Origin of the sequence: Bacillus cereus group sp. MG1 (assembly GCF_040460035.1) — a bacterium.
In the GTDB taxonomy this organism is placed as follows: Bacteria; Bacillota; Bacilli; order Bacillales; family Bacillaceae_G; genus Bacillus_A; species Bacillus_A cereus.
Genome location: NZ_JARVGY010000002.1, coordinates 302,358 through 318,589 on the forward strand (window position 1 = coordinate 302,358; position 16,232 = coordinate 318,589).

A 16,232-nucleotide genomic window follows, 5' to 3' on the forward strand; every position below is an offset into this window, starting at 1 on the left:
AGTAGCAGTCGGTTTCCAAATTACATTACATGATTGTAACTAATTTTAATCTGCTCAATAGCAATATTAAACGCATAGAAACTTCTTATGAACGGGTTACTCTTAAATTGAAGAATATCATTCAAAAAAAATAAGAGTTCGTACAAACTCTTATTTTATAGTATCCTAGGCTATTCTGTTACTTTTTCAACAATAGGTGACATTGCAATAGGAGGAAGCGACATAGTCATTGCTTTAAAATAAACATCTAATTTATCTCCTAAAATATAAGAATTATTATCTAAAATTGGAACAAGCAATATTTTATTTTTGTTAACAAAATCCCACCAATTTTCTTGATACATTTGAGCTTCTTCCATCGTTGGTGCATCCACAATCGTCATATAATTACTATCAACAGAAACAACATAACCTGTGAAATGTGTTTGCTGTTGTTTCTCGAACGACGAGATGGAAATAAGATCTGTAGTAGTTTCGTTCGATGCGGCAGAAGCAGGTGTTATACCAAAAGTAAATCCACATCCTAATGCTAAAGTAGTCGCTACGGTAACCAGCTTTTGTTTTACTGTGAACATAATTAATTATCCCCTTTTTAAAATTTTTTTATTCTTACATTTCAATGTTACAATTTAAATGGAAAGAAAAAAATATATCCCTATTTTTAACAAATTTGTCATATTTAAAATATATTTGTGCATATCCGGTAGTTTTTAATGACGTTTTGTGCTATGGTGATTTTGCTACAAGGTTTAAAGAAGTAAGCTACACTTTCTCAAAATAGGAAAAATTATCATGTATATTATTTTTATGTAATTTAAAAATTTATCTACTATCTAAATATCCTCAAATTATTCTTTGAGTTTTCTAATTTTATTTTAGCTGCAGAACGATTGTTCAAAGTAGGGTGTGGATCACTCCAAGCTGTACCGTCAGAATGTATCCTTGGAAAATTGATATTTATATGTATATTATTTTATATTTATTAAAGTTTAGCATGCTATTAATCGTTTCTTTTTTATCATCATATTTTACTTTGCCATCTGTCATAGAAGCAAATGTTTACATCCTCTTCCTGTCCAAACTTCTAACTCTACCAGAATGCCTGCCTACTGGAGCAATAATCCCATATAAATCTCCTAAAGCTATAATTCACTCTTTGTTATGAGGGCCTTTATTAAATCGTTGATTCAGTCTTTCAGGACCTTTTGACACTTCAGTCATATTACATTCCATTTATGAATTTAATAATTCTTGATTGGGATTATCCCATTCGATTAGAGCTCGATAGCACTTTGTGCTTAGGAATCTCTCATTTCAAGCGATGCATGAGGACGTTAAATGGTGAGTAGTTAAGAAATTTCAATAGATATTCTGATTAAGTAACAAAGAATTATATGATGAAAAACGGGTTGCTATAAAAACCGTTCTATCTAAAGTTAAATTCCCCTTATAAGTTCCCGATTAAAATTCACTATATTAAAATCACTTTATAGATCAACTTGAAAAGGCTTTCATTTTTATTAATTCCATGCTAACATTATATCTATAAAAATTCCGATATAATTTTTATTATTTCGAGAGAACAATCTTTTGTGATACGAATTAAATTTATAGCTGAAATTTCAATTTAATTCCTTAATAAATAGAAAACCAGAACATTAGATTGTAATAGAATGGAAGATTTCATGTTATGTTGGCGGGGAAAAATAGGAGGCACAGCGTGCGAAATTTCTTCGAAGATAAGTACATAAATGTTGAACTTAAAAGGAAATTAATAAACTTAATTAGCGAAATTAGTGAGTATAAAGGAAAGTTAGCTTCTTATCAAGAGCAGAGGCCTAATATATTTAATAATTTCGAAAAAATTATACCTCTACATTACACGAAAAATTATACTACTATTTATACAGATAAAAAAATCTCAAGTAAAAGAATAAAAGAACTTATTCTTAATAACAAGGTACCTAAATCTGTTGCGGAAGATGCGATATTTTGTCACTATCAGACTCTGGCCTTCGTACATCAAAAATCCAGCACTTTATCTATTAGCCCAGAAACTATACAAGAATTACATTTTCAAGTAATGAATTTTTATACCTCAGATAGTGGAATGTGGCGTCAAAAACCACTTTCTATACCAGAAATTAAAGATAGCGGAATACACATAATTAATTACCATCCGCTCCCTCATGAACTGATTCCACCAACTGTGGACGACTTGTGCTCCCAATACAATTCATTATACACAAATAAAGAGTTACATTCCCTTTTACTAATTGCTCGTTTTATATTGAGTTTTTATTGCATAGTCCCTTTTAGCCATGGAAATGGTAGACTTACTCAGATATTAATGCATTTATTATTATTAAAAAATGGACATACATTTGTAAAATACGTTTGTTTAGATAAATACATAAATGAAAAACAATCAGAATACTACAATGCTGTATGTAAATCTTCAGTTAATTGGTATTGTAATGAACATAATATTAGTTTCTGGTTAAAAAACTTCTTAACTATTATTTTAGAGGCATATAAAGACTTGCATAACAGAATACAAGATTCTATATGTAATCAAAGTAAAGTTGAACGTATTCAAAATTTTGTATACAATCAAAAACAGCCTTTCACTCAAGAAACTATTAGTGGCATATACCCTGATATAGCAAAAAGTACAATTAGTAAGACATTAAATACCTTGCAATTATCTGGAGAAGTTAAACTTGTTTCAAAAGGAAGAAATGCACATTGGATGAAAGTCTCTCCATAAATCGTATATCCTTTTACCCATATAAAAAGCTGTAATATTAGTTCTCTTCTAATTATTCTTGAAATCTGATCAGGCCAATATCCTATACATGATACTGGTCTGATTAGATACATGTTTTTTTAGTTTTTCCACTGTTAAAATATATTGCAAATAAAGTATACCAACTACCTCAATTGAATTTATATGGGCCAGTTTAAGCTAGCCTCTTTCTAAAATTTTATCGGGATATTTATTCAGAGAAATATCAAATACTTCTTTAAGAATCCTTTGATACTCCTCTTCATTTATGGTATGTTTCCTTTTTTGTCCTTTTCTTGTTTCTGTAAAACTTTGTTTAGTAAGTGAAATATGTCCATCCTCAATTAATTTACAGACAATGTATCCTTTGTTAAAAGGTGAGTCGGGGTGCTCTACAATAATATTTTGTATAGCATTTACTTTGTTTTTATCTATTTCATCTAATGTAAATGCAAACCCAGTGCGCCATGTATTAGTAGGTTCAGAATCTAAGAATTGAGCACTCTCCCCATTTTCTCCTTTCTTCATTTCTAGTAGATAAGTTCCTTTTTCAGTATTTTGTTGGCGGATACGATATTTTCCTGTTTGAGATGAAATTACTTCACCACTAAATGGAATTGGATGTAATGGAAGATGTGAGGCAAGCCCCCCGTCTACAATATATTTCTGATTATTATAATTTAAAATAATAATTACATGTCCATCGTCAGGCTTCCACTTATCGCCACCTAAATCGAAGACCGTACCAGCTACGCGATAGACATCAAATCCACAATCGTGTAAAAAATAATATAATAGAGTATTAAGTTCATAACATAATCCTCCACGGTGCATTAATAGTAATTTTTCTTGAACATTCTTTCTAGTAATTTTCCGGATGTTTTTTTCCATAACGTCTAAATTTTCATAAGGTATTACATATGCCATTCGCAGAAGAATTTCATGTAAATCTTTAAAGTTTACATCTTCTTTGGGAGATACCTGTAATCGTGAGAAGAAACTTTTTTGTAATTCAGTTAACACTTCGCTTCACCTTCCATTTATAGAAAATTTAACCATTAACTACAATAGTACACCAAATTAATATATAATCAAGTGTAAATAAAATTCAATTTTTTGATGTGATTTGTTTTATATCAGATATACCTTGAATTACTCATCACTTAACAGCCTAGCTGACTATTTGAAGTGGAAGTTTTTGCACAGGAACCCAGTGTTTTTTTTACTGATTAGAGTCCCTGTGGTCAAAAGAAGAATTGTTTTATTTTTAACGAATTTGCTGAAAGGATTTTCCTTCGGCAAGCGTGTGAAGAGTGATACCCCCCAACTGTAGATCGGAGAGGAATTCTGGTTTGGCATGGCAAAAAAATCTTTTTTAACTTGATGTAAGAGGTGGTGGGAAGGAAATTGAATGCGAAAACCAAGAGGGCGTCCAAGGTTAGATTTCCTACCTGAAGTAACAATCAGTGCTACAAAAGGTTACTTTTGTTGTGAAACTGAGAAATTCCTACTTCAAGCTTTACTACGTGGCGAGTAGTTTACAATTCAGTCCTGTGTTAATATTTGTATTGTGATGTGGTCACAGGAAGGAGAATCTCCTTCCAAAAGATTTAGATTTTTCACGTCTTTATTATGGTAACCACGATTTGAACATAACTGGGTAGTAGTAAATGTTTTTAAGATAACAACAACTTGCTTCCTCTACCGTTTTTCTTTCTATTCCAATATATTTCAAAATCATGAACAAAACACTTCAATTTCCTTACATAAATTTACTTGTTTTTACACACACCCAACAGGTTAGTTTCACAAATAACTTTATTAAACAGAATAAATATTTACCTATCAAATATTTATTCTGTTTAATAATTCCGATGTATCATTAGTATACAAAACATAGTTGAATTTTTTTGTTTTAATGATTACCTTTTTCTTTGAAAGAGATGAAATTCCGATATAAACAACATGATCAAGTTTTTTTAGAGGGATATCATTTGTAGTAATATTGATAATATCTTTTAAAAGAATAGTAATCTCAGCTGATTGCCATTGGATTATTATATGATTCTTAAAACTCTGTATATTTAAGTTAAACATGTTTTATCAATCCTTTTTATCAAGAATATAAAAAATGAAAATAGTTTTATATAATATATAAAAATAATAATATATTTTTACCTATAAAGATATTATTATGCAAAACTTCATACTTTATTGTAAACATTCAACTAAAAAAACAAACTGATAAATGTCTATCATATGCTGTTCTATTTTCTATATGAAAACCTTTTTGACACAATAATAAAAGAATTTTATCTTTTCCAACGGTAGACTTCTTCCTAAATTTGTTTGGAGATGTAAGATCTTAAACGTTCTATCGCTCCATTCTTACTGAAATTGCGAAGACCAGTCGAGAGCGTCATGAGTCAACGTACAAGACACTGCAGTTCTTATCGTAGGAATTTCGGGCAGAGCTCCCATAAGCTGTGGATACATCAATGTTCACAGGAATCACCCACTTTAAACATCTCGTAAGCGTGTTAAGTTGGTTAGTTCATAGAAGAATATCTTCAGTTATGTATAACAAAAGCACAATAAATAATAATTGAAGATTTAAAATGAAATCACTTTAATTAAATAATTTCCTAAAAATAATCTTATACAAATCTAATAATAAAAAAGAATGTTTGTTTATTTAGTTTTCCAAATACACTTTTTAGGTATCTAAAATATTATATCTTCATATTATATTTAAATGTTTGTTCATAAAATACGTAAATCTTAATTTCTTTTTATGTTAAGGGCTATATAAATTTATTATAGTGGATATGGATATACCATTAATGCACATACCCAAAACAATATTTGGTCTCCACATAGCATACAAAAAAGCATCCTTGCTACAGGACATATTTTTTTCGAAATATCGATTTCATTATATCTTCAACTTCATAAAAAATAAAAGTTAAATAAATCATTATACATAACTTAGTTGTTGCTAAATTCTATTTAATGCTCTCATAATCTTTTAATATCAAGCATTAATTGTATAAATATCTTCAACACCGAAGTGTTCGTCAAATCTTTATTTTAAACATACTCACATTTTGTATAAAACAAGCATATATTTATATAGATGGGACATAGCTGTTTATTACGCATGCACAAAAATTGTGCATGTTTTTTTCGTATATATATAAATTTACGCTAAAATTGCACATGAAATAAAAATGTACATATGATATATTGCTGCCAAATACTCACTTTTCAATATGGGTTTTGGTCAAAGATCGTTTTCCTGGGCGATCTTTCCTACTTGAATACGGATTTTATTTTTAAAACATATTTATCCAAAGGTCTCATATACTTTTAAAGGTATTCTTATTAGCGATATGGAGTACTCTGGTCAAGCGCTCCTATTTTTATGAGGACAATAAACCTCTTTGTTTGTTGTCTTTTTAATTATTCCCTTTTTCTTGAAGTGAAAATGTTTTTGAGTAATTTATTTTCTTTCACTTGATCAATAGTTATATTATAATATTAAAAAACTATTGAAATTAATATGAATTTCTTGGAAGGTTGAGAGATATTTAGTATACTGATATTCGTATACATTAGGCGATGGAGTTCGCCATAACCGCTATTTAGTTAGCTAATGACTCCTACCAATGAACAAGATCACTCTTGTCTATTGGTAGGAGTCTATTTTTTTGGACAAAATATAAAAAGAGGTGAAAAAATGGCATATATTATCGTTGGGCTTTTTGGAATATTAGGCGCGCTCTCTCGCTATCAATTTGGTTTAATAATTGATAGGTATTGGCATCAATCATTCCCTTTAGCCACATTATTAATTAACTTGATTGGATGTTGTTTATTAGGATGGCTTACAACCTATATTTCCCGTTTAAAAATTCTAAGAAAAGAGATTGTTACTGGCATTGGAACAGGATTTTTAGGGGCATTCACAACTTTTTCTACATTTAGCGTAGAAACGATAAAGTTAGTCAATCATTCGGAGTGGATGCTCGCGCTGCTGTATGTATGCATTAGTATGTTAGGTGGTTTACTTATGTCTGGAATGGGTTATAAACTAGGAGAAATTCAATTTATGAGGTATGAGATGAAACAAAACGTTTTACAAGCCAAAGGAGGAACAGAGTCATGACAGAGTATCATGCCTTATTGGTTGCCATTGGTGGGTTTTGTGGAGCAATTACTCGTTTTGGTATCAGCAATTGGTTTAAGAAAAGGAATAAAACCTCCTTTCCAATGGCTACATTTATCATTAATATAACAGGGGCTTTTTTATTAGGGTATATAGTAGGAACAGGATTGGATAAAAGTTGGCAACTATTGGTGGGGACAGGATTTATGGGGGCCTATACAACTTTTTCTACATTCAAGCTGGAAGCCATTCAGCTTGGTACAAATAAGAAATGGTTTGATTTCGTTCTCTATTTGGGAGCCACTTATACTATAGGTATATTATTTGCTTTTGTAGGAATGTATGTAGGGAAATTATAAACCTATAAATAAAACCAGCTGATTTTATCAGCTGGTTTTATTTATAATTCAGTTTTTGACTTCATACGGTATGATACCAATATTTCCATGTCCAGAACCTGATATTCGTATGTGATATCCCTCTCCTTTAGGTGCTCGTAACTTTATAAAAAAGCTCTCATTCGGGTTATGGCTTCCCTTTACTTCAACTGAATCAAATACTTCATCGGATAAAAACTTCTTTTTTACTAGTTCATACTTAATTGTATGTTTTTCAGAATAAAGCGATTGAGAACCTTTGATACCAATTCCTTGATTTTCTACTGAAATATTAGGAATGTATGTAAACGGAATGTCTACACCTGTATGCCAATCATAAGAACTCTTTGCAACTCCTACTGTACAGACGATAAAAACACTCAATATCATCAGAGCGAAAATAGATACTTGTTTTTTCATGTCTCATCTTCTCCTTCAATCAAAGTACACGGCTTTCATTGAAATTCCTCCTAAACAAAGTGAAGTTCAATTTTGTATACGTTTTTATATACAAAAAAATGACTCCTACCCATAGACAGAAATATTCCTGTCTATGGGTAGGAGTCATTAGCTATATAATAGCGATTATGGCGAACTCCATCGCCTTTTATGAAAATGTAAACGTCTTACATGGATAGAGTATGACAAAACATTAAAGCTTATACAATTTTTTTATCGACCTAATATGTTAAGAAGTATATTTTACAAGTCTAATTTGACATATTAAAGTGCTTAATAAATACCAGAATGAAAAAAATGGGCACATGGGACTTACATACAGAATATGTATATATCAGGGGAGAATGCTGCTGTAAGGTTTCAAAATATATGATAGGGTGCTAATCAGCACTTAGTAAGTTAGCTATATGCATGAAGAATCCCTAATTGAATAGGCGATGGAGTTCGCCATAACCGCTACTTAGCTAATGACTCCTACCAGTAAAAATTTACTGGTAGGAGTCTGTTTTTTTGCCAAAAAATTGGAGAAAGGAGTAGATTTCTGGTGAATCCTAAAGTAAAAGAAGTTCACGAGAATTATATAGGTAATTTGTTTACACTAGGAGGTTCAACATTTTTTGTGATTGGTTTTTTCATAGCTGCAGGAGTGGCATATAAAACTTATAAACGATTAAGTAACAAGGAGTTGCAGGAATAAGTTTTAGCAAGCATAAGCATATTTGGAATGAATAAAGTACATTCCGATATAGTTTCCCTTTTTATCAATTCCAAAAGTCGTTAGATTTAATTAGGGGATTGAATTTATGTAACACCTTTATGATCTTCCGTTTATTATTTCTTGAGGGAAATTTGTTCGGGTTACTTATTAAATCATCAATTATCTTTTTTCCGATTCCTGTTTTTTTTATAAGCCATTCTTCCTCAATCTCGTGTTTATATAAAAACCTACCGAACGTTGTTTTTTTCTTTTTAAATTCCATTAAAATATTCACTCCTTATTCATGTACTTATGTGTGATATACAAAAAAATGACTCCTACTGATAAACATGAAAAAGCCTCGTTTATCAGTAGGAGTCATTAGCTATATATAGCGGTTATGGCGAACTCCATCGCCTATTATGAAAAAAGTACATTTACTATACGTATCTCTATTCAAATGTTATTCTACATCTAATTAATTTTCATGAAACATAGTTGTTCCGTTAGAACAAATAGATTTTAAATACACTTTATAGAATATTGATAAATATGTAAATAAAAAAATGAAAGATGAGTTATTTTATTTATCAACCTTTTCTATTGGATTTTAAATTGCAATTATAGTAATCTGAAGGTAATCCTATGGATAACTATATAACATTCCCTTTCAGAAGGTCCTGCTCCCCTAGTCAGGGCCTTCTGAAATTAATAATAGTGCATTATTAATTTTTGATCAGCATACAAATGCTATTTTCTTGCAATGATTATTTTAAAATTTTTTATATGTAAAATGAATCTATCCCATAATGATAGTGGATAGATAAGTCCTAATTGGTCTTCTAATAGATAAAATTCTGTCAACCATTCAGGTAGTTCACAGCCTGTGTTGTTTATTTTCCACAATTCAATTCGTTCTAAGGCTAATTCAACACTCATTCGTACCCAACAATAACAATTGAAACTTTGGCTGCTAGATATTAACTTTATTTGACCTTCATGTTCAATGGGATAGATAAATCTATTAAAAAATGGTTCTGTTTTTCCTAGATGACTGCAGTTTCTAACCCAAATTTTTGTCTTTTTAGGTAATAGGGCGATATTAAGTTTATGACCTTTTCGCATTTTCAAAGGACCATCGTCGCTAGTAATATTTTTTACGTATTCACTTATAAAACAAAAACAGCCTGACCACATATTGTCATTATACTTAGGTGTATAGACGTTTTTTTTTAGTATTTTTTGATTAATTAATATCAGATCGGTCACTTCAGTATCTATAAATTCAAATACATGATCATATGTATCAGAATTATAGGGTTTGCAAAAAAAACCTTTGTTATCAAATCGATAAATTTTCACGTAATCGGAAGAATTCTTATCTATTTTCATATGCTTTACTCCTATATTGTTTATATTTCATGAATATCTTATAGTAAATCACTTTTTGCAATTGATTTATTTTGAATTTTCTTTTATTTTTGGTTATACTAAGAAAAAGAGTCGAATCTCCTTTAGGCTATGTTATTACAAAAAACCAATTCTACCATACAAGAATTGGTTTTTTGTAATTTATTCACTATAAATCTTGCAACTAGTTTTTCGGTTGCTATTCCTCATTAAAATTCTTTTATGCTATAATTTTAATGAGAACGTAACAATGACAAGTCTCTTCTATCTATAAATACCTTGTCACTGTACTTTTCTCTTGTGTCTTCTTGCTTCTTGAAAGAGCCATAATCTCAGCCATTGGGGATTGTGGCTCTTTTGCGTTCTTAATATATTATACATTTGAAGGAACGTCCCTCAAGTTTTACAATTGCTTATTCTTCATGTTCATTACCTTTACTGATAAAATATAAACAAGCCAATATATTTTTAAAATATATACTAACTGTTGTTGAATTAACGTTGTACAGAGTTTTGAAAAAATCTATTAAAGAAGCTTAGAAATTATAACCTATAAGGATTCTAAGCTCTTAATTTTAGTTATTGTATACATCAAGTTACTGTAGTTTATCACCAACTTTAAGTAAGCGAACAAATTATAATTTCCTTAGCACGCCCTCTTTAATTCCAGTCATATAATCTCCATACATATTCCTTGCGAAAAACTCGTTTTGTACTCCTAATTTCCATTTTTCGTTTGTAGCAGCTGCGAGATAACTAAACATATCTTTAACATGTAATTCACTACTCTTTTTAACATATTTTTCATGATTACTAAAGGAACTTATATACCTACAATACATTTCAAACAAGTGAGTTTCATCAAAATAAGTATCTCCTATGACACTGTAAATATGATCATTTCCAAATAGGAACTCTGTCATTTTAGATATTAGGTCAAACTGATGACTCTCTAGTTCAAACCATTTTGCATCAAGGTGTTTAGGTTTGTCTGGTTCCGATTTATCATAACGAACTGCAGATGCAAGTTTCGAAATGTAGCTCCCTGTTATCACCACTAGCATATCTGCTAATTGTAATCCAACAAATTCTTTAGAATCCTTTTCTACCATTATGTTCCCAAATCCAATACCCTCAAATGGCTTAGAAGGTATCCCCTGATCAAGAATTAGTGTGGATTGCTCAGGTTGCCATATACCGTTTAGCTTATTCTCGCTTAGCCATAAATCAACATCAGAGCTTACCTTTTCCCAGTCGAATGATACTTGTTCAAATACTACATCATTAGCTAATTTTTTCCCATTCCCAATGTACTTTATCATTTTTTTGTAATATGCTATTTGATCCCTCATTCTAGAAATATTTTTATGTTTTGCCACAAACTCTTTCAAATCTTTTTGAATAGAGAATAGTATTTCTTTGATTGTTTTTTTTTGATCAAAAAGATTTCTAATAACCTCTTCAGATGCTTCTAATTCACAATACTTTGTGAGACTGTATTTAAACAAAATAGGAGAAGTAATAAATCTTTTTGCCTCCATTTGGAGAATCCACTGTGTAAGCCTAGCATCAATAACCATTGACATTTTATTTACTGAAAATAGTAAGTTAGAGACATTCGAATCTAGTATTATGCTAAATAAATTAAGATAAAAACTACTATTCACTTCTTTCATACTTGCAACACCGAAATTAAAATTTCCTTTTAGTTCTTTCTCAACCTTATTTTTTTGTCCGTTTCTATAGTTTTCAACCAGTTCCAGATATTTTTTGTTAACATTTTCTAGGGAATCTTCTGGAATATAAAGTACATCAGCTACATAAGAACGCATTAAATCATCACCGAGATTTATTCTTCTATCATCTCGGTATGTATTCGGAATTCTGATTGTTTCTTGCGGTCCTTTTTCATCAATAAAGACTTGTCCCATTGTTAATCATCCTCTCTTCTGCTTCGGCCACTAAATTTTCACTACTGGTTTAATGCATTGTGAATAGATAAATAGTAAACTCTAAAATCACTATTTAACGCTTTTTCTTAATGTTAGTATCTATAAATATATTATATATACAATGTATTTGTTTTGTATGGAGTTACTGTAAATTTTTAGGGGAGTTTTAAATGGAGAATTTTCATATAAAATATCATACACCTGGTATTGCACGTTTATGTGTTGTTTAAATGAATTTATTGTCACTTCACATTTTTCATGTTCTTTTTAAGATCTACTTGCAGTTTAGTAAAAAACCTGAAAATAACGCTCTAAAATAAGAACCTATTTCCAGGTTTATACTGCATTTAATAGAATATTGTTATTATTAAAGGCTAATACTTAATCTGCCATCTTCGAAAATTAGAATTGATTGGTATGATTCCATGAATCCCTCGGTTTCTGGGTCCCCAGCGTTAATAAGACGCGTATTATGCTTTTCCATATAATCTTGCATTTTATTAAATTTCTCTTTATCTACGATATACATGTAGGAATATACTTGTTCACCATCTATCTTGAAAGGTTCAGAAAGTTGGAATGTATCTCCATACTTCTCTTTAAAATACTTTCTTGCTTCTTCGTGGCTTTTAAAATTAGGAATTTCTGCTGCTTCTTCGCGACTAATCCATAACTTTAATGACATATTATTCACCTCAGTATAGTTATTTTTAGAAATTTTTCTAATGTATCGTATAGTATCATTATAAGATATTGTTCTAGTGATTCCTATAATGATTATGAATATTCTGTTTTTGTCAATTGTAATTTTATGTAAATCGTGTTTTCTCGAACAACACCTGCAGATACAAACTACATAACTATTACTATATTTCTGCTTATGTATATGCTGTACTCTTTAAGCAAAGATAAAAGCCCTCCTAATTAAAGAAGGGCTTTTATCTTTCATATAAGTGAATCTAATTTTATGATTTGAAAATGAATGTCGCCTGTTATACCTCTATAACGTTGACTGGTCAGAGCTCGCTATCACTTTATTAAGTTTAATTTCATTCTTCTAATGTCTTACTAGCTGTGGTTAGTATCTTCATTGTGATAATCCCTCCAGTTGTCGCTTCATCTCCTCTGCGTTCTCTTCATTATGCTTCTGAAGTTCTTTCTGCTCTTTTTCTTGCTTATGATTGTCGAGACGTTCCTTGCGGTTCTTATCTTTCAGAGCATCCTCTTCAGCTTTCTTCTTGTCGTCTCTCTTCATCTGCTCTTGCTTCTTCAGGAACTTCTCTCGGCGTTCTTCCCGTTGCTTGTTGAGCTCTTTCAGCTCTTCAGAGTTTAAGTTCTTCTCAAGAATTTTTTTAGCCTTCTCATAGCTATCAGCTTGCTTTGCGGTCATCTCCTCTTTCGTGATAGATCCATGCTGATAGTCTACATAAATGCTTCTTTCCTTGTAAGGCACTTGTGAATAATCCATTTTAGACTTTAGTGATACTTTCGGATCAACTTCCTTTTCTTTTGGGGTTCCGCAAGCTCCTACTCCTATTGATAAGGCTAGAGTAAGAGCGATAGTTTTCTTATTCAGGTTCATTGTGATTTTCTCCTTAGGTAGTCAATTTGTTAAGGTGATAATACTATAATATAATGAATATACAATAAAGGTAAATACATATCGTGCCTTCTGGAACCAAACCTGCAGATACAAAATTACTACATTTCTGAACATGTATATGCTGTACACTTATATGAAAGATAAAAGCCCTCCTAATTAAAGAAGGGCTTTTATCTTTCATATAAGTGAATCCGATTTTATGATTTTAAAGATGAATGTTGTCTTGTTATACCCCAATATAACGTTGACTAATCAGAGCATGCTCTGACATTATTATTATACTAATGTATATAACGGAAATCAATACTGTAATAATAGGTGAATTTCCCCTACACTTCTTCGTTTTTATGATTATTATATTATAAAAGTATTATCTAAAAATATATAGTTTTATAGTTTTAATTATTATATACTTATACAAGTGATTTAGCTCTTTTTACGAGTTGAAATTAAGTTATATATAAGGAGCGGTTTAAATGAAGAACAAATTTACGCGTATGATTATGTTAATAGTGGTAATGGCTTTATCAGTTACAGCACTTGCAGCATGTGGAAATAATCGTGATCCCGAAGAAGTTGCTACAGCGTATTTCGAAGATGCAAAAGAAGGAAATGTTAAAGATTTTGGTGAGTTATTCACTCCAGAAGCAAAAAAAATAGTTGGTTTTATTGGTGGAAATGCAGAATTAATGAAATCAATTAGTGAAGACCTTAAAAGCTATAAGATTCGAAAAGTCGAAGAGAAAAATGAAATTGCTACAGTAACTGTTGATGCTGTATACAAAGGTAATCCTAAAAAAGTAATCATAATTGAGCTTGAGAAAACGGATGATGGTTGGAAAATTAGTAAATCATAAAAAAACGGTCTAGAATTCTAGACCATTTTTTAGTTTCCTCAATTTTCTTCTTCGAAATCACGTAGACTTGCAAGCAATTCTGTAAATGTTGAGCAAACAGGATGTATTGCTTTTTCCATGTCCTCTTCTTCATGATCCCAAAATACGATTGTTGGTGATGTGGGATTGTTACGATAGTCAAAGCATAAGAAATTCCCAAAAGGGTCATTTGCGAAAGGATATATGTTATCTAATAATTCTTCTTTTACATCTTCGTAATTTTTAACAATTGAATACTCATCTTCCATATGGAAGGTCAATAAATCATTGAATACATTTTCATCTTGTCCTGGTACATCAAATATTTTAGGACGAGGGTAACCTCCATCGTATTCTTTCACACATTCAATAAAATCATTAGGTAGTTTAATGTTTAAGTATTTTTCTACTTGTTCGATTTCATAATCTGTAACCTTTTCTTTACTTACACCAACCCATACAATGTTATGCATTAATAAACCTCCCTATTTTTCTCCGTCTTTACCCCAGATGTTATACCCACCTGTGTGACCAGTCTGCTTATGTAATTTCGCGTCTACTAGCTGCATTCTGCCTGTGTCCTGATGGTGATGCCATGTATATGTTTTGGGTTTCTGACCATTTTTAAATAATTCAACTTCCTCTGCAGTAAATTTAGCAGCGAGTTTGGGATCTTCTAATATCTGTTCGTATAACAGTTTATTACATATTCTATCATGAGTAGGTCTTGATTTTTTAAAGTCAACTTCTTTTAATTTTACTTCAGCAAAAGCATCGAAAATAGGGAATCCCTTTAAGTCATATGGTATTCCTGAAACTGGATGTTTATCGCCAGCTAATTCACCCATTCTTAACCTAATTGTCTTTGGACCATTTTTACCTTCATAAGTATAGGTGGCCGCTTTCTGTAAATATTGTTGCGTGCTACCAATTCCCGCATATGAAAGGTATTTACCACCTTTGAACTCATAGTTATTTAATATATGCAATGCATTCCTATAAGCAGGAGAATTAATAACAAGTGATTTCCCTTTGTTAATACCTGTAATTGCAGCTACCTTCCCCACTTGTCCTGCCTTACTAAGAGCCTTATCCCCCAGAAGCCCGAGTCCTAACGTTGCTACACCATAAGCTACATAATGCTCTCTACTTTCCATATCTCCATTCCAAAAATTGTTTACAAATGAATCAGATAGAGCATTCAACGCAGCAGGAATAGTTTCATCATAGTTTACAATCGCATCTCGCATATTTAACCAAGTTTCTTTATCACCTAAGGATATTAGTCCTTCCCAGGCATCCACTGCACCATCTACAAACCCAGTAGAAATACCAGTCCACGCAGCATTTAAATCCTTTTTATTCAAAAATGACTCTTCTGATTTTGGAGGGAGTTTACCACACATGCCTCCTTCTTGAATGTCAGAGTCAACTAAATTTCCGCCATACAATTCATCCGCTTCTCTGAATTTAACAGCTGCACGATCTAATTCTACTGCGATTTTATCCAATTCTTGCAAAATGTTAAACATCATTGGCTTTGCTTCATTAAACATCTGATAGAAACGATCACTGCTTGCTCCGCTCCACTGAGAAGCTATATATTCAGTTTGAGAGTATAAATCTTTATGTAAATATTCTAATGATGATTTCGTATTTTTTACGGTTTTAGCAGCTTGTTCTAATTGTTCCGGTGTTACTTTAATTTGTGTGCTCATTCCATCCCTTCTTTTCGTGTATATTATGAAAATTATAACATATCATTATTTCATGAATAGTTACCATTTGAAAATATCCATTTCTAAAAGTGAGAATATTTCGCCTTACAAAAAAGACCCAGTTCCTAATAAGGAATGGGCTGTTTTTGTGATAAATATGTTTTATTTTATATTAAATACAACAT

General features: G+C 31.1%; 16 protein-coding genes, 1 pseudogene and 4 riboswitches. Of the genes and pseudogenes, 6 read left to right on the forward strand and 11 right to left on the reverse strand.

Features of this window, described 5'->3' with window-relative positions; all coding sequences use genetic code 11:
* Positions 1 to 170 precede the first annotated feature (170 nt).
* Positions 171 to 575 carry a DUF3221 domain-containing protein gene (locus QCI79_RS29280; RefSeq protein ID WP_021727974.1) on the reverse strand — a complete coding sequence of 135 codons (405 nt, stop codon included), beginning with the start codon at positions 573 to 575 and terminating at the stop codon, positions 171 to 173.
* A gap of 1,145 nt (positions 576 to 1,720) precedes the next feature.
* On the opposite strand from QCI79_RS29280, the gene QCI79_RS29285 reads away from it, so the two are divergent.
* A complete protein-coding gene (locus QCI79_RS29285; RefSeq protein ID WP_048549463.1) occupies positions 1,721 to 2,770 on the forward strand; it encodes a Fic family protein in 1,050 nt (349 codons plus the stop codon).
* A 198-nt stretch (positions 2,771 to 2,968) separates the two neighbouring features.
* Here QCI79_RS29285 and QCI79_RS29290 read toward each other — a convergent pair whose 3' ends face one another.
* Complete coding sequence (locus tag QCI79_RS29290) at positions 2,969 to 3,811, reverse strand: arylamine N-acetyltransferase family protein (RefSeq protein ID WP_021728212.1); 843 nt, start codon at positions 3,809 to 3,811, stop codon at positions 2,969 to 2,971.
* A gap of 388 nt (positions 3,812 to 4,199) precedes the next feature.
* Between QCI79_RS29290 and QCI79_RS29295 the strand changes: the two genes are divergently transcribed.
* Positions 4,200 to 4,325: a hypothetical protein gene (locus QCI79_RS29295; RefSeq protein ID WP_023901337.1), complete on the forward strand. Its 126-nt coding sequence runs from the start codon at positions 4,200 to 4,202 to the stop codon at positions 4,323 to 4,325.
* On the opposite strand, the pseudogene QCI79_RS35085 reads toward QCI79_RS29295, so the two are convergent.
* Together QCI79_RS35085 and QCI79_RS35090 are read right to left on the reverse strand one after the other, a co-directional pair.
* A pseudogene (locus QCI79_RS35085) lies at positions 4,311 to 4,486 on the reverse strand (RNA-guided endonuclease TnpB family protein); the annotation flags it as partial. The gene QCI79_RS29295 and the pseudogene QCI79_RS35085 overlap by 15 nt on opposite strands.
* 147 nt (positions 4,487 to 4,633) lie before the next feature.
* Positions 4,634 to 4,885 carry a SunI/YnzG family protein gene (locus tag QCI79_RS35090; protein ID WP_021728213.1) on the reverse strand — a complete coding sequence of 84 codons (252 nt, stop codon included), beginning with the start codon at positions 4,883 to 4,885 and terminating at the stop codon, positions 4,634 to 4,636.
* A gap of 1,511 nt (positions 4,886 to 6,396) precedes the next feature.
* Positions 6,397 to 6,460, forward strand: a riboswitch (Fluoride riboswitch).
* Between the two features lie 67 nt (positions 6,461 to 6,527).
* Between QCI79_RS35090 and crcB (QCI79_RS29300) the strand changes: the two genes are divergently transcribed.
* Both crcB (QCI79_RS29300) and crcB (QCI79_RS29305) read left to right on the forward strand, forming a co-directional pair.
* A complete protein-coding gene (gene crcB, locus QCI79_RS29300) occupies positions 6,528 to 6,956 on the forward strand; it encodes a fluoride efflux transporter CrcB (protein ID WP_021728214.1) in 429 nt (142 codons plus the stop codon).
* Entirely contained in the window at positions 6,953 to 7,315 is a 363-nt protein-coding gene (gene crcB, locus QCI79_RS29305; RefSeq protein WP_021728215.1) for a fluoride efflux transporter CrcB, read from the forward strand. Before crcB (QCI79_RS29300) ends, crcB (QCI79_RS29305) begins: the two co-directional genes overlap by 4 nt.
* A gap of 48 nt (positions 7,316 to 7,363) precedes the next feature.
* Here the strand turns inward: crcB (QCI79_RS29305) and QCI79_RS29310 are convergent, their stop codons facing one another.
* Positions 7,364 to 7,753, reverse strand: a complete 390-nt coding sequence (locus QCI79_RS29310) for a hypothetical protein (RefSeq protein ID WP_021728216.1) — start codon at positions 7,751 to 7,753, stop codon at positions 7,364 to 7,366.
* A 131-nt stretch (positions 7,754 to 7,884) separates the two neighbouring features.
* A riboswitch (Fluoride riboswitch) is annotated at positions 7,885 to 7,947 on the reverse strand.
* A gap of 269 nt (positions 7,948 to 8,216) precedes the next feature.
* A riboswitch (Fluoride riboswitch) is annotated at positions 8,217 to 8,276 on the forward strand.
* 60 nt (positions 8,277 to 8,336) lie between these two features.
* Here QCI79_RS29310 and QCI79_RS29315 point away from each other — a divergent pair.
* Complete coding sequence (locus tag QCI79_RS29315; RefSeq protein ID WP_021728217.1) at positions 8,337 to 8,489, forward strand: hypothetical protein; 153 nt, start codon at positions 8,337 to 8,339, stop codon at positions 8,487 to 8,489.
* 365 nt (positions 8,490 to 8,854) lie between these two features.
* Positions 8,855 to 8,916, reverse strand: a riboswitch (Fluoride riboswitch).
* Between the two features lie 323 nt (positions 8,917 to 9,239).
* Here QCI79_RS29315 and QCI79_RS29320 read toward each other — a convergent pair.
* The 4 genes from QCI79_RS29320 to QCI79_RS29335 form a co-directional block, all read right to left on the reverse strand.
* Positions 9,240 to 9,881, reverse strand: coding sequence for a hypothetical protein (locus QCI79_RS29320; protein ID WP_021728219.1), 642 nt, complete (start codon positions 9,879 to 9,881; stop codon positions 9,240 to 9,242).
* Positions 9,882 to 10,534: 653 nt separating this feature from the next.
* Entirely contained in the window at positions 10,535 to 11,830 is a 1,296-nt protein-coding gene (locus QCI79_RS29325) for a hypothetical protein (protein WP_021728220.1), read from the reverse strand.
* A 388-nt stretch (positions 11,831 to 12,218) separates the two neighbouring features.
* Complete coding sequence (locus QCI79_RS29330; RefSeq protein ID WP_021728221.1) at positions 12,219 to 12,536, reverse strand: hypothetical protein; 318 nt, start codon at positions 12,534 to 12,536, stop codon at positions 12,219 to 12,221.
* Positions 12,537 to 12,938: 402 nt separating this feature from the next.
* Positions 12,939 to 13,433: a hypothetical protein gene (locus tag QCI79_RS29335; protein WP_021728222.1), complete on the reverse strand. Its 495-nt coding sequence runs from the start codon at positions 13,431 to 13,433 to the stop codon at positions 12,939 to 12,941.
* Between the two features lie 497 nt (positions 13,434 to 13,930).
* Here QCI79_RS29335 and QCI79_RS29340 point away from each other — a divergent pair, with 497 nt between their 5' ends.
* The gene (locus QCI79_RS29340) at positions 13,931 to 14,311 is read left to right on the forward strand and encodes a nuclear transport factor 2 family protein (RefSeq protein ID WP_021728223.1); all 381 of its coding nucleotides are present in this window, start codon (positions 13,931 to 13,933) and stop codon (positions 14,309 to 14,311) included.
* Positions 14,312 to 14,349: 38 nt separating this feature from the next.
* Here the strand turns inward: QCI79_RS29340 and QCI79_RS29345 are convergent, their stop codons facing one another.
* A complete protein-coding gene (locus QCI79_RS29345; RefSeq protein ID WP_021728224.1) occupies positions 14,350 to 14,802 on the reverse strand; it encodes an SMI1/KNR4 family protein in 453 nt (150 codons plus the stop codon).
* A gap of 12 nt (positions 14,803 to 14,814) precedes the next feature.
* The gene (locus QCI79_RS29350) at positions 14,815 to 16,047 is read right to left on the reverse strand and encodes a WXG100 family type VII secretion target (protein WP_021728225.1); all 1,233 of its coding nucleotides are present in this window, start codon (positions 16,045 to 16,047) and stop codon (positions 14,815 to 14,817) included.
* Positions 16,048 to 16,232: the final 185 nt, after the last annotated feature.

Excerpts from the sequence above, each read along its gene's own strand:
- QCI79_RS29350 (WP_021728225.1), bottom strand. The coding sequence starts at position 16,047 with ATGAGCACACAAATTAAAGTAACACCGGAACAATTAGAACAAGCTGCT.
- QCI79_RS29310 (WP_021728216.1), bottom strand. The coding sequence starts at position 7,753 with ATGAAAAAACAAGTATCTATTTTCGCTCTGATGATATTGAGTGTTTTT.
- QCI79_RS29320 (WP_021728219.1), bottom strand. The coding sequence starts at position 9,881 with ATGAAAATAGATAAGAATTCTTCCGATTACGTGAAAATTTATCGATTT.
- QCI79_RS29295 (WP_023901337.1), top strand. The coding sequence starts at position 4,200 with ATGCGAAAACCAAGAGGGCGTCCAAGGTTAGATTTCCTACCTGAAGTA.
- QCI79_RS29340 (WP_021728223.1), top strand. The coding sequence starts at position 13,931 with ATGAAGAACAAATTTACGCGTATGATTATGTTAATAGTGGTAATGGCT.
- QCI79_RS29335 (WP_021728222.1), bottom strand. The coding sequence starts at position 13,433 with ATGAACCTGAATAAGAAAACTATCGCTCTTACTCTAGCCTTATCAATA.
- QCI79_RS29330 (WP_021728221.1), bottom strand. The coding sequence starts at position 12,536 with ATGTCATTAAAGTTATGGATTAGTCGCGAAGAAGCAGCAGAAATTCCT.
- QCI79_RS29325 (WP_021728220.1), bottom strand. The coding sequence starts at position 11,830 with ATGGGACAAGTCTTTATTGATGAAAAAGGACCGCAAGAAACAATCAGA.
- QCI79_RS29280 (WP_021727974.1), bottom strand. The coding sequence starts at position 575 with ATGTTCACAGTAAAACAAAAGCTGGTTACCGTAGCGACTACTTTAGCA.
- crcB (WP_021728215.1), top strand. The coding sequence starts at position 6,953 with ATGACAGAGTATCATGCCTTATTGGTTGCCATTGGTGGGTTTTGTGGA.
- QCI79_RS35090 (WP_021728213.1), bottom strand. The coding sequence starts at position 4,885 with ATGTTTAACTTAAATATACAGAGTTTTAAGAATCATATAATAATCCAA.
- crcB (WP_021728214.1), top strand. The coding sequence starts at position 6,528 with ATGGCATATATTATCGTTGGGCTTTTTGGAATATTAGGCGCGCTCTCT.
- QCI79_RS29345 (WP_021728224.1), bottom strand. The coding sequence starts at position 14,802 with ATGCATAACATTGTATGGGTTGGTGTAAGTAAAGAAAAGGTTACAGAT.